This window comes from Metabacillus sp. GQ13 (genome assembly GCF_059758525.1).
The window spans coordinates 34,037-59,708 of sequence record NZ_JCAXET010000007.1 but is presented as its reverse complement, the minus strand read 5'-3'; the positions used below and the strand labels follow the sequence as shown (position 1 = coordinate 59,708).

At 35.5% G+C, this 25,672-nt stretch carries 17 protein-coding genes; 1 reads left to right on the top strand and 16 read right to left on the bottom strand.

What is annotated here, in order from left to right:
* Positions 1 to 251 precede the first annotated feature (251 nt).
* From AC6CHR_RS10205 to AC6CHR_RS10175, 7 genes are all read right to left on the bottom strand, one after another.
* Complete coding sequence (locus AC6CHR_RS10205; protein WP_498248599.1) at positions 252 to 911, bottom strand: GntR family transcriptional regulator; 660 nt, start codon at positions 909 to 911, stop codon at positions 252 to 254.
* A gap of 87 nt (positions 912 to 998) precedes the next feature.
* Positions 999 to 2,105 (bottom strand): mannonate dehydratase, encoded by a 1,107-nt coding sequence (gene uxuA / locus AC6CHR_RS10200; RefSeq protein WP_498248597.1) that lies wholly within the window; start codon positions 2,103 to 2,105, stop codon positions 999 to 1,001.
* Positions 2,106 to 2,278: 173 nt separating this feature from the next.
* Positions 2,279 to 3,073 carry a Nif3-like dinuclear metal center hexameric protein gene (locus tag AC6CHR_RS10195; protein WP_498248596.1) on the bottom strand — a complete coding sequence of 265 codons (795 nt, stop codon included), beginning with the start codon at positions 3,071 to 3,073 and terminating at the stop codon, positions 2,279 to 2,281.
* A gap of 184 nt (positions 3,074 to 3,257) precedes the next feature.
* Positions 3,258 to 3,962, bottom strand: a complete 705-nt coding sequence (locus tag AC6CHR_RS10190) for a YesL family protein (RefSeq protein ID WP_498248594.1) — start codon at positions 3,960 to 3,962, stop codon at positions 3,258 to 3,260.
* Between the two features lie 128 nt (positions 3,963 to 4,090).
* Entirely contained in the window at positions 4,091 to 5,713 is a 1,623-nt protein-coding gene (locus AC6CHR_RS10185) for an ABC transporter substrate-binding protein (RefSeq protein WP_498248592.1), read from the bottom strand.
* Between the two features lie 82 nt (positions 5,714 to 5,795).
* Positions 5,796 to 6,665, bottom strand: a complete 870-nt coding sequence (locus tag AC6CHR_RS10180) for a carbohydrate ABC transporter permease (protein ID WP_498248590.1) — start codon at positions 6,663 to 6,665, stop codon at positions 5,796 to 5,798.
* A 12-nt stretch (positions 6,666 to 6,677) separates the two neighbouring features.
* Positions 6,678 to 7,646: an ABC transporter permease gene (locus AC6CHR_RS10175; protein ID WP_498248588.1), complete on the bottom strand. Its 969-nt coding sequence runs from the start codon at positions 7,644 to 7,646 to the stop codon at positions 6,678 to 6,680.
* Positions 7,647 to 8,227: 581 nt separating this feature from the next.
* On the opposite strand from AC6CHR_RS10175, the gene AC6CHR_RS10170 reads away from it, so the two are divergent.
* Positions 8,228 to 9,505: an MFS transporter gene (locus AC6CHR_RS10170; RefSeq protein WP_498248587.1), complete on the top strand. Its 1,278-nt coding sequence runs from the start codon at positions 8,228 to 8,230 to the stop codon at positions 9,503 to 9,505.
* A gap of 129 nt (positions 9,506 to 9,634) precedes the next feature.
* On the opposite strand, the gene AC6CHR_RS10165 is transcribed toward AC6CHR_RS10170, so the two are convergent.
* From AC6CHR_RS10165 to AC6CHR_RS10125, 9 genes are all read right to left on the bottom strand, one after another.
* Entirely contained in the window at positions 9,635 to 11,305 is a 1,671-nt protein-coding gene (locus tag AC6CHR_RS10165; protein ID WP_498248586.1) for an ABC transporter substrate-binding protein, read from the bottom strand.
* 175 nt (positions 11,306 to 11,480) lie between these two features.
* Positions 11,481 to 13,154, bottom strand: a complete 1,674-nt coding sequence (locus AC6CHR_RS10160; RefSeq protein ID WP_498248585.1) for an ABC transporter substrate-binding protein — start codon at positions 13,152 to 13,154, stop codon at positions 11,481 to 11,483.
* Positions 13,155 to 13,218: 64 nt separating this feature from the next.
* Complete coding sequence (locus AC6CHR_RS10155; protein ID WP_498248583.1) at positions 13,219 to 14,127, bottom strand: carbohydrate ABC transporter permease; 909 nt, start codon at positions 14,125 to 14,127, stop codon at positions 13,219 to 13,221.
* Between the two features lie 13 nt (positions 14,128 to 14,140).
* The gene (locus AC6CHR_RS10150; RefSeq protein WP_498248807.1) at positions 14,141 to 15,064 is read right to left on the bottom strand and encodes an ABC transporter permease; all 924 of its coding nucleotides are present in this window, start codon (positions 15,062 to 15,064) and stop codon (positions 14,141 to 14,143) included.
* A gap of 249 nt (positions 15,065 to 15,313) precedes the next feature.
* On the bottom strand, positions 15,314 to 16,822 hold the full coding sequence (locus AC6CHR_RS10145) for a response regulator (RefSeq protein ID WP_498248582.1): 1,509 nt from the start codon (positions 16,820 to 16,822) through the stop codon (positions 15,314 to 15,316).
* On the bottom strand, positions 16,815 to 18,617 hold the full coding sequence (locus AC6CHR_RS10140; protein ID WP_498248580.1) for a sensor histidine kinase: 1,803 nt from the start codon (positions 18,615 to 18,617) through the stop codon (positions 16,815 to 16,817). Before AC6CHR_RS10140 ends, AC6CHR_RS10145 begins: the two co-directional genes overlap by 8 nt.
* A 677-nt stretch (positions 18,618 to 19,294) precedes the next feature.
* Positions 19,295 to 22,078 (bottom strand): glycoside hydrolase family 3 protein, encoded by a 2,784-nt coding sequence (locus tag AC6CHR_RS10135; protein ID WP_498248579.1) that lies wholly within the window; start codon positions 22,076 to 22,078, stop codon positions 19,295 to 19,297.
* Positions 22,079 to 22,431: 353 nt separating this feature from the next.
* On the bottom strand, positions 22,432 to 23,154 hold the full coding sequence (locus AC6CHR_RS10130) for a YesL family protein (RefSeq protein ID WP_498248578.1): 723 nt from the start codon (positions 23,152 to 23,154) through the stop codon (positions 22,432 to 22,434).
* Positions 23,155 to 23,319: 165 nt separating this feature from the next.
* Entirely contained in the window at positions 23,320 to 25,668 is a 2,349-nt protein-coding gene (locus AC6CHR_RS10125; protein ID WP_498248577.1) for a glycosyl hydrolase family 95 catalytic domain-containing protein, read from the bottom strand.
* Positions 25,669 to 25,672 lie beyond the last annotated feature (4 nt).

Sequence of the window (25,672 nt, the reverse complement as noted above, 5' to 3'; positions counted from 1 at the left end):
ACTCTTATTAAACACACTTACAATTAAATAGATTATTATTGTTGTCTCGTACAAGTAGGGTAGCGAATAGATTAATAGTTTGATTATAACGTTATAATGATAAGATAACACAAAAGATCAAATCGGTAAACATAACGTTATAATGTTTATTTCGACAAATAAATATACATTTCTATAAAGCTGTCATTTTTATAGCCAAAAAAATGAAGCGGTAGTGAATCTCCACCGCTTCATTTCTTTTAACCTAATACCTACTTAAAATAAGTTGGATTGGTTCTCTTTAAATATTCCTTATCGATAACCGCTTGACGTAAATGCTCTTGCATTAACTTTTCAGCTAAATCTGGCATTCGAGCCTTTATAGCTTCTACAATATCCTCATGTTGTGCATAGATTATATTCCAATCAAAATTAGTCGCTAATCTTAGCATTCTGCTTCTATTAAAATGGACATTCATTTGCTGGATAGCTTCCCAGGTTGTCGCTTTATGACAACCTGAGAATATCGTCCGATGGTATTCCTCATCTATTTCAAACATCTTCCGGTAGTCCTGTTGTTCAATACAGACCTTTTGCTTACTTAAGTTCATTTCGAGTAAAAGCAATTTGTCCTTAGGCAATTCTTGACATGCTAGGCGAATTACCGCTCTTTCTAAATGCTCCCTCATAAACCTTGCTTCTTCAACCAGATCTAAGTCAATTAACGATACAAATGTCCCTTTTTGTGGATAGACATCTAGAAGACCTTCTTGAGCAAGCTTTAAAAAACTTTCCCTTATCGGTGTACGACTAACATTAAATTCGTCTGACATTTCCTTCTCAGAAATACTTGTGCCTGGAACAAGCTGTAGACGTAATATTTGTGCCTTTAATTTCTGATAGACTTGTTCACGTGTTGAGGTTGACTGCATTTTGTAATCCCTATACATTTAGAAGTCCCTTTCTCAAATAATTCTACTTACTTATCAAATTTGAATCAAAGTGCACCATATCGAATGCTATACTTGGGCTCGCTTACTCTCACTGACTATTTGCTCATTTACTTTTTCTAAACTATCCCATATTCCTAAAATATACATAATGCCTAATGCACGATCATACAGTCCATATCCAGGTCGAGCCTGCTCTTCCCAAATCATACGCCCATGATCTGGACGAATATACCCTTCAAAATTTGTATCATGTAAAGCTTTTACTATTTCATAAATATCTAGTGAACCATCACTACTTCGGTGAGAACTTTCATAAAAATCACCATTATCCAGGATTTTTATATTGCGAATATGAGCAAAGTGAATTCGTTTCTTTTCAGAAAAATGTCTCATAATTGCTGGAATATCATTCTGTGGATTTGCGCCTAGTGCACCTGAGCAGAGTGTTAGACCATTATACGGACTATCGACTAACCCGATGATTCTTTCTAAGTTTTCCTTATTCGTGACAATTCTTGGTAATCCAAAGATAGACCATGGTGGATCATCTGGATGAATCGCCATTTTTACATCGCATTCTTCTGCTACAGGGATGATTTTTTCTAGAAAATATTGGAGGTTGTCAAATAAATCATCCTCTGTAACATCTTTATATAAATCAAATGCTCGTTTAATACTACTGATCCTTTCCGGTTCCCATCCAGGCATCGAAAAGCCCAATGACGAGTTTTCAATTGTTTTTATTAAACTAATAGGATCTACATTTTCCAACATTTCCTTTTCGTACGATAAAACTGTTGATCCATCCGCTAATTCCTTCGCAAGCTCAGATCTTGTCCAGTCAAATACTGGCATAAAGTTATAGCAAATAACTTTAATACCAGCCTCTGCCAAATTGCGAATTGTTGCTTGATAATTCGTAATATAATGATCACGAGTAGGTAGGCCTAACTTTATGTCTTCATGGACATTAACGCTTTCAATGATTTCTAAATGTAATCCTTTATCTTCAACCTCTTTCTTTAAAGCAATAATTTGTTCTAATGGCCAAACTTCTCCTGCAGGAATATCATGGAGACCACCAACGATTCCATACATCCCAGGAATTTGTCTTATTTGGTTTAACGTAACACTATCATCATGACTGCCAAACCACCGAAATGTAACCTTCATCTCCTGACCTCCTGTTGTTTTGCTTAAATTTGCCTACTCATACATTCACTATTATTCCATAAACGCATGAGTAGACTTAATTCTTTAATAGATAACTTTGAATTAAAGTAGAAGAAACCATACTAATATGTTAGTTAAGATATGAGGGATTTATCTTTTAGATGAATAATGACTTAAATCACCTGAAAGGCTTGCTGCTCTGGAATAAAGTTAACTGGAATAGTAGGGAAATATCCTTTCACCAATTCTGCTAGATACTTCATGCCTGGTTCTTCACTAGCGGCATGACCTAATATAATTAACGCCTTTTGTCTCCCCTGATATGCAGCATCTCGAACATATTCGGGAGTTTCCCACTCAGGACCCTCTCCTGTGATAACAAGATCCAGATTCTCTTCCTCGAATAGTGGTATAGCAAGTTGACCTCCGCCCCTGTATCCAACTAACAATCCTACTCGAGTGCATGCCATCGACAAATCACCAACAATACGTACATAAGGAATAGATAGGATCCTTTTAATTGTTTCAGCCATTTCCTTTACAGTTACTGAGGGCATGTTTAGGATAGTAGCAACTGGTCGATTCTCCTCAACGTATTCGTTCCAGCCCATAGAATTGACTAACCCTTCCGCTATTCCATCAGGTTGATACCGATGTATGTAATCATGAAAACGGTAGATTGCAATACCTGACTCTTCTATTAGGCTTTGCTTTTCCAAAAATACAGAACTATTTTCCAACCAATCAGTACTACCGTGGTGACTATAGAATGACCCTTCATGGGTAATGATCAGGTTGGCACCTATTTCAATAGCCTGTTGTAACACATTTTGCGTTACCATAAATGTAATGATTATTCCTTTTACTTCTGTGTAAGGAATTCCTGACTCAAGCTTGTCAACAGTATGATCAAGCGTTTCTACAGGCTCTATTAATTTATCTATTACATCCTGAATGGACGACTTCATAAACTCCCACCTCCCTTTAGATTGCTATTTTTCATGTGATTAATTCATGGGATATGCCAAACTAACAAATATGATGTCCATCCATTTCTTACTTCTTCTTTAAGTCGTAACTTTTATACAGTCTCCTTTTTAATACTCCTTATTACTCTAGCAAGACAATATTTATCTCACTTTATCTATTCTCTTAAATTGAGTTATTCTCTTTCGTCTTCAAAAAGTTCTCCTTAATATGTACTAACATTTCTTTAGAGTTTAGCATCATGAGGTATGCAACAATACTCGAAGTAAAGAGTATTAAAAAATCAGTTGTAATCGTTGTAATAAATGCTAGTAGAAATAAGATCAGAAAATTCCCGATCGTATTTTTAAATTTAATACAACTATAGTACATAGACAATTTCCAGACATCTCTTAATCTAAATTTATATTGTGCATTAATGATAAGGACATTAATACATATTATCGTCCAAATGACAGTGAGTACCATAATGACTATAGATAAGATTTGGCTAGTTTCAGTTGACGATTGTCTAAGGTATTGTAAATCAACTAATAAAATGAAGTAAACAATGAGTATTGGCAACCATACAGATAATGTATCTTTTAAATTCTTTTTATAACCACTGAAAAAATCACGAGTTGGTGATAATTCTTTTGTTCTGATGAGCTTTTCCATCGAATAACACATAGCACCTATAGCCGGTCCAGTTGGTATCAGTGCTAAGAAGTATAAGGGAATATTAGAAAATGAATGTTGTAATGTCATAAAGAAAAAGATAAATACTCCATTTGTTAATACGAAATAAATATTTATTAGTAACAACCAATAAATATAATTTGTAGCCATAAATAATATTCCTTGACCAAATTCTCCTTTTTCCTCCACCACCATTCACCACCTTGAATTAATTAATTGTTTCATTCTATGTATTAAAATGACAGTGTTCTATACCTTGACTAGTAAAATTAGGTCGCCCTTTCATTATTGAAAGGACAACCCTCATTTAATTCTTAATTTTATTTTTTAGCATCTTTATATGTTGTATTAGCAAGGTCTAGATATTTTTGTAAACCTTGACCCTCAAGCTCTTTAACAAATGCGTCATATTCACTTAAATCACGGTCACCAATAATAAATTTCAATGTATTTTGAACTGAGAAGTCTTTTAATGGTGTACTTAATAACGTAACCTGCTCCTTATCCTCTATTGAGTATGGAATCGCTGGTTCTATCGGAATTGTTGTATGAGTAGCTGCCATATCTTCTTGGAATTTAATTTCTTCCTCACTCATCATTGATTGTAGAAGTTCTCTTGTACCGCCATAAGCAAATACTCCTCCAGAGAAGCCATAATCTATCCGTAAATCCTTTGTCCCCTCAGGATTTAAACCAGTATAATTTACATCATCTGCTAATGTTCTTACACCATCTGTTTTCGTGAATGTTGTACCTTCAACACCCCACTTAGTAAATTCCTGACCTTCATCACTATAATAGAGCCAGTCAATAAATTGAAGAATGGCATCAAAGTGTTCACTTTCTTTTACTTTAGATGAAATCATAACACCATTTTCTAATCTTGAACCCGACATTAGATGGCCAGCCGGTCCACCAGGAACTGTGATTTTTGCAATTGAGTAATTGCCTTCTCCTAATGTTTTATCCATGTCAGTCCGATGCAAGACAACAGTCTGCGAATTACCATTTATCATAAAAGATTCACCTGTAACAAATTTTTGAACTGCTTGATCATCTTTTTGCGTGAAACTTTCTTTATCTAATAATCCTTCTGATACTAGCTTATTAAAATATGTTACTAAACCTTTATATTCATCCGTTGTTGGAGCATAAATAAATTCATCTGCCGCTTTATCATATGTTAACCCACTTCCAAAGCCCCATCCTGCTTTTGTACCAAAGCCGGTAGCCGCAATATTAAGCGTGCTATCAAACAAGAATCGATCAGAGAACGGTGTCACATCTGGATATATTTCTTTTAATTTTTTCGCTGCTTCATATAATTCATCCCACGTTTTTGGTATCGCAATTTTATTTTTTTCAAAGATGTCTGTTCTAACAATTAGTGTATAATCTGGTCTAACGGCTTCATGTAACCCCGGTAGTAAATAATATTTACCATCCTCTTGTCGTAAGCCTTCTAATTCTTCTTCTAGCTTCCATTTTTCAACTTTATCTTTAAAGTGTGGCATCTTATCAATATAGTCGCTTATAGGTAGAATCGCTCCAGCAGAAACAAAAGCTGCCTCTTCCCCAGGATATGTTTTTGGTATGATTAATGGTGCATCACCTGAACTAATTAACAAGCTACGCTTTTGTGTATAGTCACTCATAGGTACAATTGTTGGTTTTAATGTAACATTCGTTCTTTTCTTTATATCGTCCCATAATAACCAATCTTCTTTGTATGGATATGTTGGTTGATCCATATACAGGATTGGTAATTCAAACTCTTCCCCTGCCTTAAATGTATCACCTACACCATACGAATCCATTGCTGACTTTGCTTGCTTTACTGGCTCTGAATTAGCAGATTCTTTGTTAGAACATCCAGCAATAACAAGTACAAACAATGCTAATAAACTAAAAACATACTTCATCCTACTTTGACCCTTTTTCATTTCATTTCCTCCCCTTTGTTTATATAAGAAAAGCGCAAGCGCTTAATCTATCGTTATGAAAAGTCTCTTAATCTCTATCCCCTTACTTAACTGAGCCCAACATAACACCCGATACAAAGTACTTTTGAACGAACGGGTACACTGTTAAAATTGGAAGAATTGTCAGGATCATCGTTACAGATTTAATGTTTGATGAAATCTGAGTTAAGTTATCCGCCGATGTTGCGCCCGAAGTTGTTGCACTAGTCGCACCAGCAATTAAATTTCTGAGGTAAATTGTTACTGGAAATAACTCTTTCTGATCTAAGTATAAGAAAGCCGGAAACCATGAATTCCAGTGTCCAACCGCATAAAAAAGGATCATAGTAGCTATTACTGCCTTACTAAGCGGTAAAACAATTTTCAGTAAAATACCATATGTATTTAAACCATCAATTGAGGCCGCTTCCTCTAGCTCGACAGGCATATTTTCAAAGAATGACTTCATTATTAGCATATTGTAGATACTTATAGCACCTGGAATCACAATAGCCCATATCGTATTATCAAATCCCAAGCTATTAATCAACACATAGTTTGGAATTAAACCACCATTAAAAAACATCGTGAATACCGCAAAAACAGTTAAGAACTTACGACCAACCAACCTTCTCTTTGATAATGCATAGGCAAAGATGGTTGTTAAAAACATGGAGATGGCCGTACCAACTACTGTATATACAACTGTATTTTTATAATTGATCCAAAACATTTCATCTTGAGCTACAGTTTTATAGGTGTCTATATTAAAGCCCTTTGGAAATAGACTTACCTCACCAGCATTAATATAAGCCTCACCACTAAACGATTGCGCTAGTACATTTAGAAATGGGTATAGTGTACAGAAAATGATGAGAAGTAAAAAAAATACATTAAATACTTTAAATGCCTTGTACTGTGTAGATTCTTTCATGGTTTCTCCTCCCTACCACAAACTTCTTTCTGTTAATTTTCTAGAAATCCCATTTGCAGTTAAAACTAGTACTAAGCCTATAAGTGACTCAAACAATCCGATCGCTGTCGCATAACTAAAATTGCTAGATTCAAGTCCAATTCGGTATAAATAGGTCGAGATAACATCTGATGTTTGATAGGTTAGAGGATTATATAATAATAAGACCTTCTCAAATCCTACCGCCAAGAAGCTACCGATATTTAAAATTAGTAAGGTAACAATCGTTGGTAAGATACCGGGGATCGTGATATGAATTGTTTGCTTCCACCGGTTAGCTCCATCAATCTTTGCTGCCTCATATAAGGATTCATCAATTGTTGTTAAAGCCGCTAAGTAAAGAATAGCTCCCCATCCCATACTCTGCCAAACTTCTGAGGTAATATAAATTGTTCTGAACCATTCTGCTTGTTGAATAAAGTTAATCTTTTCACCTGTAAAGAATTCTACAATTGTATTTATGGAACCATTGATGGCCGTAAGTTGTAGAACCATCCCTGCAACAATAACAATTGATAGAAAATGTGGTAAATAAGATGCTGTTTGTACAAACTTTTTAAACCCTCTTGCCTTTACTTCATTTAATAACAAGGCAAATATTATTGGCATTGGAAAACAAATTAGTAAAGTTAAACTTCCAAGCGTTAAGGTGTTTTTAAACACATTCCAAAAAGTGGGATCATTGATAAACATCCTTACATAATGCAATCCTACCCAGTGTTCGCCAAACATATTTCCTCCAGGCATAAACCTCCTGAATGCGATTACATTTCCAACCATTGGTCCATATTTAAATATTAATAAGTAAATAATCGGTAGTACTAATAACGAGTATAGTTGCCAGTCCTTCCTTATAGCTCTACCTAAAAATGCTAATTTACTTTGTTTATTCACATCCAAATTATGAACCTTTTCAACTTTCTCTACTTTAACCTCTCCCATAATAACCCCCCATTCATAAACTTAGGCTATATTTTTAAAACTTTCATACCCCTTTTTGAAACGCTTACATAATTCAGTTGCTTCTTCTCACTCATTACTTTACTCAAACTACAATACAAGAATATTAGTATGGTAGTTAAATCCGCATTTTGTAAACCCTTACATGTAACGATAGGGTTTTACAAGTTCCTTCTATTGAGAACCTAGTTTGTTTAACAGACATACTAAGTAGGTGCTAAATTTATTATAAATGGAGTTTTCCAACTATTCAATACAATTATTTTTTTTTATTCAATTCTTTTTGGTAAGCTATTTATTTAAACTCAACACAGGCTCGTTAACTATCAAATTCTTTTTATTTAATGGCCTTTTCCGCTAAATTATTTTGTGATTTTTATTCTAAAATAGCTACAATTTCTACAGAAAGCAACAAACTTATCGAAATGTGCCCATCTAACAGATTAGCATATTACTGGATAAATACTAATATTGTAAACTAATTGTTAATTTTCCCAAAACGTTAATTTACCTACCTCTTTTCTTGTACAATATATGTATTCATATAACTAGGGGGGAAGGTCATGCGCCTTACAAAAGAAGAAAATAGCTGGGTGTTCTACGATTGGGCAAACTCTGCTTATTCTATTATTATTTCCACTGCTGTATTTCCACTATTTTATAAAGCAGCCGCTACAAATGCCGGAGTAAGTCCTGCTAATTCTACTGCTTACTTAGGGTACACCATTGCGATCGCCACATTTATTTTGGCTATGCTCGGGCCAATATTAGGTACAATCGCAGATTACCAAGGCTTTAAAAAGCGCTTCTTTACATTCTTCTTTGCTCTTGGCGTCATATTTACAGGCCTGCTTGCCTTTATACCAAGTGACCAGTGGGTGCTATTATTAATATGTTATACTTTTGCGGCAGTTGGCTCATCAGGGGCCAATGTGTTTTACGATGCTTTTCTAGTCGACATTACCACAGAGGAACGTATGCACAGAATTTCAGCTCGCGGCTTTAGTTTTGGCTACATTGGAAGTACGATCCCGTTTATTATTAGTATTGCCATCATTATTTTAGCACAAAACGGTATCATCCCTTTATCTACAACGATGGCAAGTAAGATTGCCTTCCTTGTCACAGCCGTTTGGTGGGGGTTATTTAGCATTCCTATGTTTAAGCATGTTCATCAACGATACTACATACAACGTGAGCCTAGCCCAGTTATTAATAGCTTTAAACGTCTTGGTAAAACATTATCAGAAATTCGAAAGTATAGATCCCTTTTCATCTTTCTTCTAGCTTATTTCTTCTATATCGATGGAGTAGGTACTGTGATTACAATGTCTACTGCTTATGGTACGGATTTAGGAATTAGTTCAACAAATTTGCTGATCATCCTGTTTGTTACACAGGTAGTTGCTGCTCCCTTTGCCATTCTTTACGGGAGATTATCTGAACGATTTACCGGAAAGAAAATGCTCTATGTAGGAATTTTCATTTATATGATTGTTTGTATTTATGCCTATTTCCTTAAGACAACATTAGACTTTTGGATAATGGCCATGCTTGTAGCAACTTCTCAAGGAGGAATTCAAGCATTAAGTCGATCATACTTTGCAAAACTAATACCTAAGGAAAAGGCAAACGAGTTTTTTGGTTTCTATAATATTTTTGGGAAATTCGCTTCGATAATGGGACCTCTTCTAGTAGGAGTTACTGCCCAATTAACAGGTAACTCAAATAGTGGTGTCTTTAGTCTTATTATTTTATTTATTATCGGACTGATCATTCTTACGCGTGTTCCTGTACCTAAAAATGAGCTAGTTGTTTCAATTGATCAGAAGTCTTTATAGTCGAATAAATTTATTTTTCCACTAACACCTGTCATTCACCAGCAAATATTTTAGAAAATGAAAAGGCAGAGTATTGGCGTTTATGCTTGCCTACTCTGCCTGCTACTATTTGGATAATTAACTTTTAGCTTACTTATTCCAAAGATCAATACGATCTTTTACAATCTTTGTATACTCTTTCTCAGCCTCTTCTACACCTGCTTTTTCTAAATCCTTCATAAATGTATCCCAAGCCTTATCAAAATCTTTTGGTTTAGCAAGGATAGCCTCTGGTACGCGTTTTTTGACAACATCTAAAGATTTTTGCATGTTTAGCTCTAAATCTGATCCTGCTTCAACAGGTATATTGAACGCAGCACCCCATGGTTTCACCGGGAACTCTTCCTTTTTCGGATATAAATCTTTCCACATTTCAACATCATAGTTACTAAGTACTTCTTTTTCTACATCTGTATATGCATCTTTAATTTGATCTGGGCTAGCAATTGTATAGGTTTGACCTGTAGAGTCAGTAACACCATCACCATAAAATGGAGCAAAACCTTTTAATACACCAACGCCTGTTTCTTTTACATAATCTGCATTATTGTTACGTTCATTCATTTCCTCTTCAGAAATGACACGTTTCCCGTCAACAATTTCATAATGCTCGCCTTCAATTCCCCATTGTTGAAGGATTTGACCTTCATCAGATGCTAAATAATCAAGGAATTTAATCGCACGAACAGGATCTTCATTATCCTCTGTAATACCAATTCCCCAACCACCAAGATAACCTGCATCTTGGAAATTACGATGCTTATATTCCTCTGTTAATGTTGCTGGGTACAAACCGTGCATTCTTTCTTCTTTTCCGGCTTCTCTCAAGGCTCTTTGTGCCTCTCCTATTTGCCAGTCTGCATCAATAAGACCGATAACACGTCCAGTTGATACTTTTGCAATATATTGATCATATTTTTGTACAAAGCTTTCTGGATCTAGTAATCCTTCTGCATTCATATGATTTAACCAGCGAAAGTACTCCTTTTCTTCAGGACGGCGATAATGCATTGTTGCCTCATATGTTTCTGGATCGATGTAAAATTCTCCATCATCAGATGCTCCAGTTGCCCAGAATGCAGGGTTTGTAGTCGTAATCTGAATTCTCCAATCATCGGCTAATAAAGATAAACCAAGTGTTGGCTGCCCATCAATCGTTGGATTTTTCTCCTTGTATTCTCTAATTACATTTTCAAAATCTTTAACTGTACGAATTTCTGGATAGCCAAGTTCCTTAACTGCAGCATGCTGTAGCATGAATCCTTGACCTGGTGCAAAATATTGCTGGTCAACAGGAGAAGTTGGTAAAATATATATGGATGGATCTTCTTTACTCCATTTTAAACGATCTAGGTAATCACCATAAACCTTTTTCAGATTCGGTGCATGTTCTTCAATTAAATCCGTCAAATCGATAAATGCACCTGCATCAACTAATGTACTTGCATTACCTTTTGGTAAAACAAAGTCAGGATATTCACCACTTGCAGCCATTAAGGGTATTTTCTGTTCTCCACCAGCAACGTCAAATTCGGCATTTAGTGTGACACCTGTTTCTTCAATAACCTTTTTACTTACAGGACTTTCCATTTTATCCCACTGTGAGTGAGGATCTGCACTAAACATTGTGAAGGTTACTGGACCGTCTGATTCACTATTTTTCCCAGTATCCTTTGACGCACTTTCATTGCTACAACCAGATAACAGAATGACAAATGCTAAAAACGATGTGATTATTGCCTTTTGTGTTTTTCTTTTCATTACAAAATGCTCCTCATTTCAGTTATAACAGGGTCCTACCCCCATAATCAACTTTATTTAATTCGGCTCTTTTCTAAAAGTTTGTTGCTCTAGTACTAGAGCACGAAGATATAGTTAAAGCGTGTACATTAGTACTTTGTACGGAAACAACAATCTTTGCGAATCCTGCTTTTAATTAATTCCAAAGTTCAATTTTTTCATTAATTATCTTTGTAAAATCAGCTTCTGCTTTTTCTACATTTGCCTTTTCTAACTCTTTCATAAATTGATCCCATACTTTATCAAAATCTGCTGGTTTTGCTAGAATTGCCTCAGGAACCATTCTTTTAGCTAGATCTAAAACTTTTTGATTGATTAGTTCTAAATCACTTCCAGCTGGTATTTGAATATTATAGGCAGCACCATATGGCTTAACAGGGAACTCATCCTTTTGTGGATACATATCTTTAAACATCTCTACACCATAGTTTTTAAGCAATTCCTTCTCTGTATCTGTGTAAGACTCTTTTATCTGCTCTTCAGAAGCAATCGTATACGTTTGACCTGTAGAATCCTTTACCCCATCACCATAACGAGGTGCAAAGCGTTGAAAGTTATAACCAATTCCTGTTTCTTTTGCAAAATCCTTGTCATTGTTTCGTCTATCCATTACTTCTTCAGGAATGACACGTTTGCCATCAACAATTTCGTAATGCTCTCCTTCAAATCCCCAGTTAGTCATGACTTGTACTTCTTCTGAGGCTAAATAGTCAAGAAATTTAATTGCTCGAACCGGATCTTCACAATCCTCTGTTATCGCAATTCCCCATCCAGCTTGGTATCCTGGATCCTGATAATTAGCATGCTTAAATTCTTCACTAAGTGTTGCTGCATATGGACCAAACATTCTTTCTTCCTTACCTGCATCACGTAATGCACTTTGTGCTTCACCGATTTGCCAGTCAGCATCAACCACGCCAAGAACACGTCCTGATGAAAGTTTCGCTAAATATTGATCATATTTTTGTACAAAACTCTCAGGATCTAATAATCCTTCTGCATTCATATGGTTTAACCACTTAAAGTAATCCTTTTCTTCAGGACGTCTGTAATGTAACTTAGCTTCATATGTCTCTGGATCAACATAATATTCACCATCATCTGATGCACCTGTAGCAAAGAAACCGCCATTTAAAGTAGAAACCTGAATTCGCCAATCATCTGCTAATAAGGAAAGTCCTATAGTTGGTTGCCCATCAATTGTAGGATACTTCTCCATATATGATCTAATAGCGCTCTCATAATCATCCAGCGTACGAATCTCTGGGTAACCTGCTTCTTTTACTACATCATGCTGAAGCCAAAAACCAGTACCAGGATTATAATTAGTTGGATCAACTGGAGCTGTACTTAAAACATAAATTGATGGATCTTCTTCGCTCCATTTTAGGCGACTTATATAATCACCATAGATCTTCTTAAGATTTGGTGCATGTTCTTCAATAAGTGGAGCAAGATCGATTAAAGCACCTGCATCGACAAGTGTACCTGCTTCACCTTTAGGAATAATTAAATCTGGATAATCCCCACTTGCAGCCATTAATGCTATCTTTTGTGTACCACCATTCACATCAAATTCTGGATCCAATGTAACGCCTGTGTCTTCCGTAATCTTCTTACCAATTGGGCTCTTCATATTTTCCCAATCTGCATTTGCATCAGAATCGAAGACAGTTAAGGTAACTTCTCCACTACCATCAGATTCTTTTTTGTCTGTAGATGCCTTATCCGAATTCGAGCATGCGGAAACCACTAAACTTGCTGATAACAATACCCCTAAAGATAACCTTCTTAATAGCTGTTTTTCCACTTCATTTCCCCCTTTGTTTAATTCCTCTATATTGTATAAACAGGTAAACCTGTTAACACCAACCTCAACTTTTCACTGCACCTAATGTCATTCCTTGTACAAAGTGTTTCTGTACAAATGGATATACAAGTAAAATTGGTACGACCGTTACCATGGTAATGGCCATTTTTATAGAATCTGGAGAAACCATTGCAGCTTGTTGATCAGGGCTTAAATTCCTCATTGAGTTCGCATCCCCGCTACCCATTGATGTATTTTGTAGAATCTTCATTAACTCATACTGCAATGTGGTTAATGCCGGATTTTGACTATTATATAGGTATGTGTCAAACCAAGAATTCCACTGCCCTACTGCAACGAATAATGCAATTGTTGCTAAAACTGGTTTACATAGTGGTAAAATAATTTTCCAGAAAATTGTAAAGTCATTTGCTCCATCCATCTTCGCTGATTCCTGAAGAGAATAAGGCAATCCATCCATAAATGACCGTACAATAATGATATTAAAGGCACTTACAACTCCTGGTAACAGATAAACCCAAAACGTATTGATAAGCTGTAAGTCTCTCATTAACATGTATCCTGGAATTAAACCTCCACTAAAATACATCGTTAATACTAATGTAGTAGATACAAATTTTCTTCCTTGGAAATCTGCTCTACTTAATGTGAACGCTACCATTGCAGCAGATAAAACACCTAGTATTGTACCAATCACCGTCCGTAACGTTGAGTTAATGAAACCGGTAATTAAATTATCATATTTAAATATTTCTATATAGTTATTAAGCGTAAATTCCCGAGGCCAAATGTAGATGCCACCCCTAACCGTATCAGTGGAATCATTAAGGGAGATGGCCAATACATTTAAAAAGGGATATAAAGTTACGATCATGATAACAGACAAGAAGATATAATTTCCTACTGTAAACATACGATCGCCTAAATTAGTCCGACTAAATAAAGATTTCATATTGTCTCCACCTTTACATTACACTCTGATTCGAGAATCTTTTGAAGATGCCATTCGCTAAGAATAATAAGATGATACTAACTACCGAGTTAAAGATTCCGATTGCCGTCCCGTAAGAGAATCGGCCTAATCCAATCCCATAATTAAGTGCATATAAGTCCAATACTTCAGAGAAGTCTGTCACTAATGGATTTCCTAATAGGAATTGTTTTTCAAAACCAATACTTGTTAAATGACCGATAGATAAAATAAGGACAACTAAAATGGTTGGTCGAATACCCGGTAAGGTTATATGCCAAATTTGCCTCCATCTACTAGCACCATCAACTTTTGCGGCTTCATATAGTTGAGGATCAATCCCTGCAATCGCTGCCAAAAAGATAATTGCGTTCCAACCCATCTCTTTCCACAGATCAGCTATTGTGACAATTGACCAAAACCAAGTACCTTTTGTCATAAACTGGACTGGTGAGTCAACTAAACCCGTTTTCATCAGCAGGTCGTTTATAATCCCTCCATCTACTGATAGCATTTTTATGACGATCCCTGCTACAACCACCCATGAAACAAAGTGAGGCAGGTACGTAATTGTTTGTACAGTCCGCTTGAAAGCAGAAACCCGTACTTCATTCAATAATACGGCAAATAAAATTGGAACGACAAAACCTAAAGTCAATCCCATTAAACTCATGGCTAACGTGTTCCGTAATACTAAATAGAACCGTTCATCAGTGAATAGATTAATAAAATGCTCAAGTCCTACCCATTCTTGTTCAGAAAATGCTCGCCCTGGTCGATAATCTTGAAAGGCCATCGTCCAACCCCATAATGGAAGGTAATTAAAAACCATCACCCAAGCAACAAATGGTAGTGACATTAAATATAAATATTTTTGTTGTTTTACAACGCTCCAAAAGCTTTTTTTATGCTTTGGTATCTCAGTATTTGAATGCGCTTTCTCTTTTGCAACTTCCACGGTATCCCCCTCCTCTTCTATACTATTATCATAGCGAATTTTGGCTTTTATCAATACCTACTAGATTGAAAGAAAAATCAGGTCAAAATTAGATATATTATTCAGAAAATTGGAAGCGTTCTATTTTTATGATAAAAATTGTCATAAAAATAGATATTTAGTAGGTAGCTAGTCCCTAAAAAAAAAAACAGTATCTTATATAAGATACCGCTAGATTTCTTTTCTAAATGATGAAGGTGATACGCCGACATACTTTTTGAATTTCCGATGGAAATAGTCAACATTTGCATAACCTATTCTCTCAGCTACTTCATATACCTTATACCCTTTTATTAAAAGTTGTTTTCCCTTTTCGATTCTAACTTTGTCGAGGTAAGTATTAAAGTATTCACCTGTGTGATTTTTAAACAGCTTCCCTAAGTAAGCGCTATTATAATTGAAGACAGTAGCGAGGGTATCTAAGCGTAAATTTTGATCATATTCTTTATGAATTAAATCAATCATTTTTTTTAGAGACACATCTGTTTGTCCATTATCAAAGCTGTTTATGACCTTTAATAATTCGTTTAAAACATACTCGACCAGGCTAGGGAGGTTTTTTATTTCATATAGTTCCCCTGCAATAGAATTCATTGGTGAGAGGATTGACTGCATATTTTCATTTGCAAGAAGGATCTTATTTAATGTATTTGTATAAATTTTTATAAAGTACTTTTTAATTTTTTGTTCCGAGAATCCTTCATTGATCATATATTCGGCTAATTCATTGACTATTTTTTCACAAGCTTCATAACTTACAATCTCGATAGAGTAATACAATCTTTCTACATACGAATCTATAGAAATGTTACTTTTACTCAAACCTTCATGTGCGTTATCACTTCGCAAGTCTTTACAAGTTAAAAGTACTCCTTCTTGATAAAGGAACTTATTTTCTAACAATCGTCGCGCTGTTTTATACGAAGTATGAATGTTCTCTGGACAATCAACAATCTTACCTGCAGCTGCGTATATCTTGTATTCCTTGATTTTTTCTAGCAATTGACTTTGCTCTTTCGATTTAGAAAAGTCCCCTTTAAAGAGAACACCCCTATATGAATTCGTTTCAAACATGAACCCGTTGCATCCATTTTTTATAATACCGTTTATTTCCGTATCTAGCTCCTCATAATCTTCAATAGCTAGTAGTACTATTTGGTAACTAGCTGCATCTAAGTCATACGATTTACAAAGCTCCTCTAAATCTATATCACTGTAATTTTTATTATCTAATAAATAGCTTTCAATAAAGTCCTCTCTTTTTTTTAATCCTTCACTCTCCATCAAAATGGTAAGTTTTTTTTCGTTTTGAAGCTTTCTTTGAACTTCCTTCAAATAAACAACTAATTCATCTTCATCTAACGGCTTTAACAAGTAACCATCACATTGACAACCTAAAGCTCTTTTTGCGTACTCAAAATCAGCATATCCACTTAAAATAAGAAAGTGAACCGATTTATCTTTTTGTCTGATCGTTTCGATTAAAGTTATTCCATCTATTTCAGGCATCCGAATATCAACTACCATTAAATCTGGTGCATATTGTTGATGTTTCTCCAAGCCATCACGACCATTTTTTGCTATATCAATTACATTAAATCCATACTCTTCCCATGGTACTAACGTTCTTAAACCTTCCCGGATCATTGGTTCATCATCTACAATGATCACTTTATACATTTTCATCCCCCCAAGGTATTGTAAATCGAATGGATGTACCAATTCCTTTTTTACTATCTATCACTAAACCACTTCGTGTTCCATAGGTAAGCTGTAATCGATTATGAACATTTAACAAGCCAATCCGATTAGCACTTTTTTCATCCGTTTCACCTAACATTTGAATAATCTCACTAAGCTTAACTTTGCTCATCCCACTCCCGTTATCCTCAACAATAACCGTTAACTCCTTATCAACCACTGTTGTTGATATCGATATTGTTCCGCCTTCCTCTTTTGTCTCTAAGCCATGAATTACAGCATTCTCCACTAATGGTTGAATAATTAATGGATGTATTTTGACCCTTTCTGACAAAGAGTCAATATTCAGTTCATAATGTAAACGGTCTTCATAACGGAATTTTTGTATTTCTAAATAACAGGTAACCATATCAATCTCACTACTTAACGGAATTTTATTGCCACCTATCTCAATACTTTTCCTCATTAATTTACCAAGCTGTTTGACAACCTTTGCAATATCCTTTTCTCCTTTCATATGAGACTTCATACGAATCGATTCAAGTGTGTTGAATAAAAAGTGGGGATTTATTTGACTAGCCATCATTTTTAGCTTTATTTCTTTTTGGCTGATTTCTAGAATATTCTTTTGCCTATTTGTTTCATGTACTTGGTCAATTAGACCTCTAATGTTTTCAACCATATCATTAAATTGGTTTGATAATTGTCCAATCTCATCGTTTCCATCTACAATCACTTTTGTTGTTAAATCTCCATTCGATACATTACTTATTGTTTGACTTAAATTTGAGAGACGCTTAGATAGTAACCAAGAAAAACCTGCAATTAAGATGACTGCCACGATGACTCCAAATAATGTCACAACAACACCCATTAAGCTTAAATCATTTGCGTCTTTTACAATGTGTTTATTGGTTACAATTGAAATAATTTTTAGTTGATTTTGACTCCTCTCTGGTAACAAATCATCAACAATAATTTGTGATGGTTCACCTGCTATTTTTCCTTCATAAATGGTTGGGACATTTTGAATTGAATATTGTGGATCAATGACTTCATACAAGCCTTTCCCAATGATGTCAGGCTGGTTAGCTGAAACGATATAATTACTTGCATCTACAATCATTGTTAAGAAGGGTTCTTGCTGTAAAATCCAATTTAATTGCTGGGGTTCAATTGTGATAACAAGCATTCCATATGTTTTATAATCTAAAAAATTCACCCTTTTTACTAAGCTTAAAAATTGAACATTGCCTTTTGTCTCATCTTCTAGATATAACCATCGGTTAAATGCTGGGTCTTGTGTTGTTTTGTTATACCAATGCAATCCCTTTACAGCTTCACCTACAGGTATAAAGTTCCAATTGTTAATCATTGTCGAATTATCCATATATAGTCTAATATTAGCGATTTCCGGGTAACTTTGGATGTAAGCACCAAAGTTACGATATTCTCGGTACGCATCTACCACTTCGTAGGTACTTTTATATTTCTTGTTAACTAACTCACTTAATCGTGAATCAATTTGAAGATTATCTGCAACATAAATCGGTACATTTAATATTTCTGCTGTTCTCTTCTTCACCCTCTCAACATTGTCCTTTGATTGTTCAATTGCGTCTTCTATAGCGTTATTTCTTAATTCATAGGTTAATAAGATCCCAACCACCATAATTGGGATAAAAACGACAACTATAAACATGAACATTAATTTATCACGTAATTTCATGTTATTTAATTTGTTGATCATAGAATTTCGAAGCTGTTTTATCACAAAGTTTACCCCTTTTTCAGTAAGCGCTTACAGATTTTAGAGTTTACTATCATTATAACTTACATCCAATCCTTGTTTCAGAAAAGATTCCGTCTATATTTTACTATTTTTCATGTCAAAATTATAGATTGAATGATGAATATAGGAGAATATGCTTATTTTACGGTTAGAATTAGAGATAATTTTGAATACTAACTGTCGGTATGTGGGTTAAGGATTGTCGATTTTTGTCAAATGATAGATTTCCAGTGAAAGTTGATAGATTCCAACATAATTGCAGTTTCTAAGACCGAGAATCTCTTATTTACCGTTCATTATTAAATAAATTTGCGGGTAAACAATATAAAGCCTGGTTCGTTTTATTAAACAAACCAGGCTACATTGGAATTTTCTCTTAGTAGGCTCTATTCTAAAATTGTTACTTTCCAACAATTCGGAAACTCTTTTAAAAGAAGGCTCTTTTCGCAACGATTGTTGTTTTTTCGTACATAACTCTACTTCACGGAACTAGCCTATCATCGTGCTCTTTTCGCTTATTTATATGGTCTTATTCTTTTGAAGTGACAGGAAAGTAGTACAATAAAAATCCAAAAACCGATTTTTATAAATGTAAAAGCAACAAACGTTTAGAAAAGAGCCTAAAAGAAATTGAAAGAGTATTTAAGCAAAAACTGATATTAGGTAAGACTAATCCAACTTAATTGGATGTCTCCTTTAAATAAAAGATACAAACTCTCTACTTCTGTAGGCTCTTCAATGGTTGTTGTTATTGTTGTCCATGCTTGGAAGCCCCCAGTTTGTGGCACCTCACATTCACAAAGCAGTGGACCATCTGTAGAATTTGCTCTTACTTCAAGTTTTGCCTTTTGACCACCATTAGCGACTCTCGCTGTAAAAGTCGTCGGGGCATTACTTGAGAGAACGTCATGAAATGCGATCCAGCTAGTAGACGATTGATTACGGATACTATGTCCACCTTCTGTACATTCATCTAAATAAACTTCATGATAGTCATCATAATTGATAGCTTTCACTTTTTCAGTTAAACGACGCAGAGGAATCGTCTCCCCCTCAATATCTATTTTCGTTATTAATTGAATATCCTCAGATGAACGGCCTACCATTATTGTGTACGTACCAGCTTCTGTACAATAACGTTCTCTCGTTACATCCCAAATTGCTAGGTCGTCTTGCTTTAACTCGAATGTAACCCTCTTACTTTCGCCTCGTTTAGTAGGAATCCGTTTAAAGCCTTTTAATGTTTTTAATGGCCTTTTCACCCTGGAGTCTTCACCTTTTACATACAATTGAACCACTTCATCACCAGCAAATTCTCCTGTATTTGTGATGGTCACTGAGATTGTCATTGGATCCTTTGCATGACTAGGCTTTTCAACTAGTAAGTCACTGTATTCAAAACTTGTGTAAGATAGACCATGCCCAAATGGATACAAGACATCCCCATCGAAATATTGGTAGGTGCGCTTACCCTTTATGATGTCGTAATCCATTAAATCAGGTAGCTGTTCTGCCGATTGATACCAGGTCATATTTAATCTTCCTGCAGGATTATAGTCACCAAATAAAACGTCTGAAACTGCACGACCAAGTTCTTGCCCTCCATGAGAAGAGTATAGAACTGCAGGAACATTTTCTTCAAGCCAATTGATGGCAAATGGATAGCTACCAATAACAACCACAACTGTATTTGGATTTACTTTTACAACCTCTCGGATCATTTTTTCCTGATCTGGTGGTAAGATCAAATCCGGTCGATCAACACATTCCTTACCGTTTATAAAGGGATTATTACCAACAAATAAAATGGCTGTATCCGCTTGTTTCGCTACTTCAATCGCATTATTGATTCCGCTAGAAACAATTTCGATAGCAAAGATATCTTTTCCTTCTCCATTTACTGACAAATATTGATCATCCAAGCCAATTGGTTGATTGTCCCATGAGGTTAACTGTACTTCTCCACCTTCCTCATCTAGCCGAAAGACTTCTTTAACAAACCAGCCTTTTGCTTCTTCTGCACTAGCCGTTATTCGTCCATTATCATTTACTGTTAGGTATTTATCATTTGTATGGGACTTTAGCGTTTCACTGCCCCATCCCCATTTAGTATAGGTAAATACTTCACCTGGGCCGTCCATCGCTACAAGTTCATTCGATTCAGGTTTAACGTGAAGATACTTTCCTGACTTAACAGCACGCAGCTTAATTTGATCACAGCTATCTGTATAAGCTACATTTCCTTTTAACCTCGTATCTATACCTTTTAAAGGTGAAATTGTGTATGGTGGTGTTCCACTATACCAATCTGTATAGACTTCGTCTGCAAGTGGTCCAATGACAGCTACCTTGTTATTTTTTAATGGAAGAATGTTATCATTTTTCAATAAAACAATCGATTCCTTTTCCGCTTGCAATGATAGTTCACTGTGCTCAATGGCACAAAGTTTATCTTCTGAAATAAATGAATATGGATTTAACTCCTCTGGATCAAATTCACCCAGTCTGAATCGTACACGGAATGTATTTTTCAACGCTTGATCGAGATCATTCTCTTCTAGTAATCCTTGTTCAAGGGCATCTCTGATGGCACGAAGAGATATTTCTTGATCATCTGTAATACTATCAATCCCTGTTTTAATCGACAGTGCTACAGCTTTAGCATAGGAATCTACATATTTATGGTCGTTAACAGCACCTAGCACATCTCCAGCGTCACTGACCACAAATCCATCCATCCCCCATTCCTTCTTAAGGATATCATTTACGTCAGGGTTCATATTACAAAGCGTGCCATTTACAGCATTATAGGCAGTCATAATTGACTGTGCCTTTCCTTCTTTTATCTGCATTTCAAAGGCTTTCAAATAATATTCTCGCATATTCCGTGGGTCCATACTAACCGAGCATTCACCACGGTCAACTTCATTATTGTTCCCGAGGAAATGTTTTAATGTAGCAGCCGTTTTTAGGTATACTGGGTGTTCTCCTTGTAATCCTTTAATTAGTTCTGTTGTCAGTTTCCCAGTTAAGTAGGGATCTTCACCATATGCCTCTTCTGTACGTCCCCATCTAGGATCTCTTTCCATATCAACCGTTGGAGCCCAAATAGTTAGTCCATTTTTTTCAGGGTCCTTCTGAAAAAAAATACGAGCCTCATCAGCAATTACATTGCCAATTTCCCTCATTAACTCCTCATTCCAGGTACAGCCTAGTCCAATATTTTGCGGGAATACAGTCGCTTTTCCCAACCATGCAATACCATGTGCACCTTCTGTTCCATGCTTATATTTATTGATGCCAAGTCTTGGAATCTCATCTTGGTATTGGCACATTAAATTAATTTTTTCTTCTAAAGTTAATTGGGAAACTAAATCATCCACTCTTTCTTCAAGTGTTAATTTAGGATCTTGAAATAAGTAAGTTTCGGTAGCTAGTTTCATGGCTCTGCCTCTTTTCAATTTAAAGAATACCTTTATTTTAATGTAAATATAAGCGTTTTCAAACCATCCTAATTAGCCATAATATCAGGTCAATTTCTTTGATTAATAATAACAAAAGGCTGTTTTCGCAAAGATTGTTGTTTTTCGTAATAAGTAAATCTTTACGTATTCAGCCTATCTTCGTGCTCTTTTCGTTAAATGACTCTGATATCCCACTGGAGATCGCTTCAATTTAGATAATAAAAATCCAAAAGCCGATTTTTATTCGTACTAGAGCAACAAACTTTTAGAAAAGAGCCTAACAAAAAGACTATGTTAAGCATACACATAGTCTTGGGTAATGCCCTATAGAATTAAGCCTCCATTGTCTCTTGCTGTTCTTCCGTTACGTTAGGCTGAAATAACCTCATTGCCTTTTGAATAACCTTGTGAAAATAAACAAAGGCAAAATAGGCACATAATGATCCTGTGAAAAATGGAATTAAAAACGTATAGTTAGTACTAATATAGATAATCGCTCCATTAATCAGAACAACCCCGATTGTTGAAAAGGGATTCCCAATTGTCAGGATAAAAGATATCTTTAACGCTGTAAAAAATGCCACCTCAAAGTGAGCATTATAAGCGATGAAATAAGAGGTCCAGGTAAACAGAAAGGCAGTAATTAAGATAAAAAGAATAATAAAAAAGATCGATTGACCTTGAAAGAACATTAAGTAGTTTAATATCCAACTTGTCCATAAAAAGGTAAATAATAAGCCACCTAATAAACTTCTTACATAATTCTCTCTGTAATACTTCAAAAATGATCGAAAAATCGGAATATCTCCTTCACCCATCACCCATTTTCTTACGACTCCAAACATAGCAGTTGTAGCTGGAAAGAAGAAAAATGGCGCTAAGACGGCAATTGTCATTAAATACAATTGTATGTTCGATAAATCACTTGTGATAAGGCTTAATAGAATATAGACAATCGGAAGATTAAAGAGAATCCAAATCACATTGGTATAAGCAAAACGTGTAATTAAAACAGAAAGTTTGTAAAATCCTCCCATAAATCCATTCATTTCCATAACTTTCCCACCCTTAAGCGTTTTCATTCTAGTTATAGTATAGCACTTTTTTTAATAGACCTATAAGAGGATATTTAAAAAGTCTGAGAAAAACAGTTTACTAACCTAGTATTTGTTCATTACTGGCTTTAACAACCTTTTTATTTTCATCTTTAAATCGTTTTTCTACACCCACTTTAAGGTCATACTTTCTTCCCTCTTAAGAGTAATTTTCCAACCATCGTCATCTTTAACTGCATGTTCACAGGTGATTAACTCCCATGCCCCCATTCCTATACTTACATGAACTGTCTGGTCCTTTGAAGAGGTAAACGTTAACTCTAGCTGTTTTTTGCTTTCTACGTTCCACGCTAAACAATCAACATAAATTTGACCTCTACATAATGTTCCTGTTACTTTTCCGTTTGGTAATCCTTTAGGGAGCGCAGGAAAAATATTTAATTGCCCGGGTAATGAAAACAATAATAGATTATGAATAAGTTCTGGGATACTTCCATTTCCATCTACGTTAAACACTTTATAATCATCATAGTGGGCGGTCATTAGACTAGGGTAAATAGCTCCTCCTGAAGCCATCATTTTTAAAATATCCCAAACCGTCTCTCCCATCCCAAGCCTTGCAGCAGACAATCCAGCATGCATTCGACCGTGAGTAGATGTATCGGTATTTGGGTTGTATAACCAGTGTTCTAGCTTCTTCTGCAGTGCCACCTCAGATGCCTCCCACATTTCAGGAGTCTCCTCTTTGGAAAACTCATAGCTTTGAAACAGTGAGTAAAAATGTGCATAATGGCGATGATTATAATTTTCTTCATGATCCCATACTGCCCACTCTTTTAATGCACCCTCTTCATTGACTAAATAGGGTGGGAGTTTTTCAAGCATGTCTTCCCATTTAGAAATTTGATCATGTTCTATTTTTAGCTCTAGACAAGATGAGATTAAATTGGTTAGTAACTCTTTAGCAACAGCTATATCCTGGGTACTATTTGCTGCAATTCCATTCTCGGCAGAATAGGATGGGTTAAACACAAAATTCCCATTTTCATCAAGATATAAAAAGTCTTCATAAAATAGCGCTACCTCTTTCATAAAAGGGACAGCATGATCACGTAAGAATGCTTGATCTCCTGTATACAAATAATGATCATATAACAAATGTGCCAACCAACCAGCACCACATGTCCAAAATGCGCCAAAGAATGTATCACATTCCCGCTCTCCCCAACTTGAATCACCCCAGTGGAGATGCTTTCCACTATTTGAAGCGCGAATTCCTGCTAATATTCCTCGACAACCAAACATCTTTTCAGCACTATATTTGAAATCAGCTATATAATTCTCCAAAAGATCTACATATGGCTTAAATCCTTCTAACATGTTCCCACTAAAGACAGAGGCCATTGCAAGTTGAAGATTTGTATCCAATGTATAATCAGAAGACCAGGATGGTGTCCACGTCCCTGTCCAAATTCCTTGTAGATTTGGTGGACGAAGCCCTGAGCTTGAGATAAACATATATCTCCCTGCCTGAAACATTTTTTCGACTAATGCGGATGAGAGTTGCTGTGTTTCTTTTACTTCTTCTAATAATCTATCAGAACTCCATTTCCGTTTCTCACCACCACCGAAATCAACAGATACTCGATTATATAGTTCTCCATGAATCTCTTTATGTTTCCTTACCAACGTTTCATAGCTTTCATCAGTAGAAAATAAAGCTTCTAGTTCGTTAGTAGTTGTTAATTGGTTAGCATCGCTAAATGGGATGATTTTCATGGTAACGATGATTTCTTCTGAATTTGTTACTAGTAGGTTTAATTGATCTGTTCTCATGGTTCCAGTCTTACTGGTTATTTTTACAAAGCTCTCGTATCCACCTTCTCCATGTTTATAGCGATGAATCAGCTTAATCATGTTGTTCTCCACTTTATAGCTTACATCCATTAAGGGATGGTCAATCCTATCGACTGAAAAGCCTATTATCGGCATTTCTTCATTTGATGTAAGCGACATAATGATTGCTTGATCTGCTCTTGATGCAAATAGCTTCCGTTTAAAGTTCTGATTTCCTTCATACCACGAGGAGGAGATTTCTCCTGACGCAAAGTCAACACTGCGATAATAATCAGCGATATTTTCTTGTTTCGGTTGTTCAATCGTTAGAAAAAAACCGGGATGAAACGGGTCTGTACTGACAATTTCATGACCAAGTTCTTCCCCTTTCTCAATAAAAAATGTATGTGAAGCCGTATATCCATCTGTTTTGCTAATTTTTCTGACATCCTCTAAATAAGGCGCCATGTTAGGGATTTCCTCTTTAGAGCCTAACGGTAGAAATAATTCTGCATGATTGACAATTACCTTCTCATGATTTGGTTGTCCAAAGTGCATAGCCCCTAACTCTCCGTTACCTGTTACATTTGCAAATTCCCATATTTCAGCATGCTTCCGACTATATGTACCATGATCTGGTATGTTTTTATGATCTATTTCTTTTACTTGATTGCTCATTTTA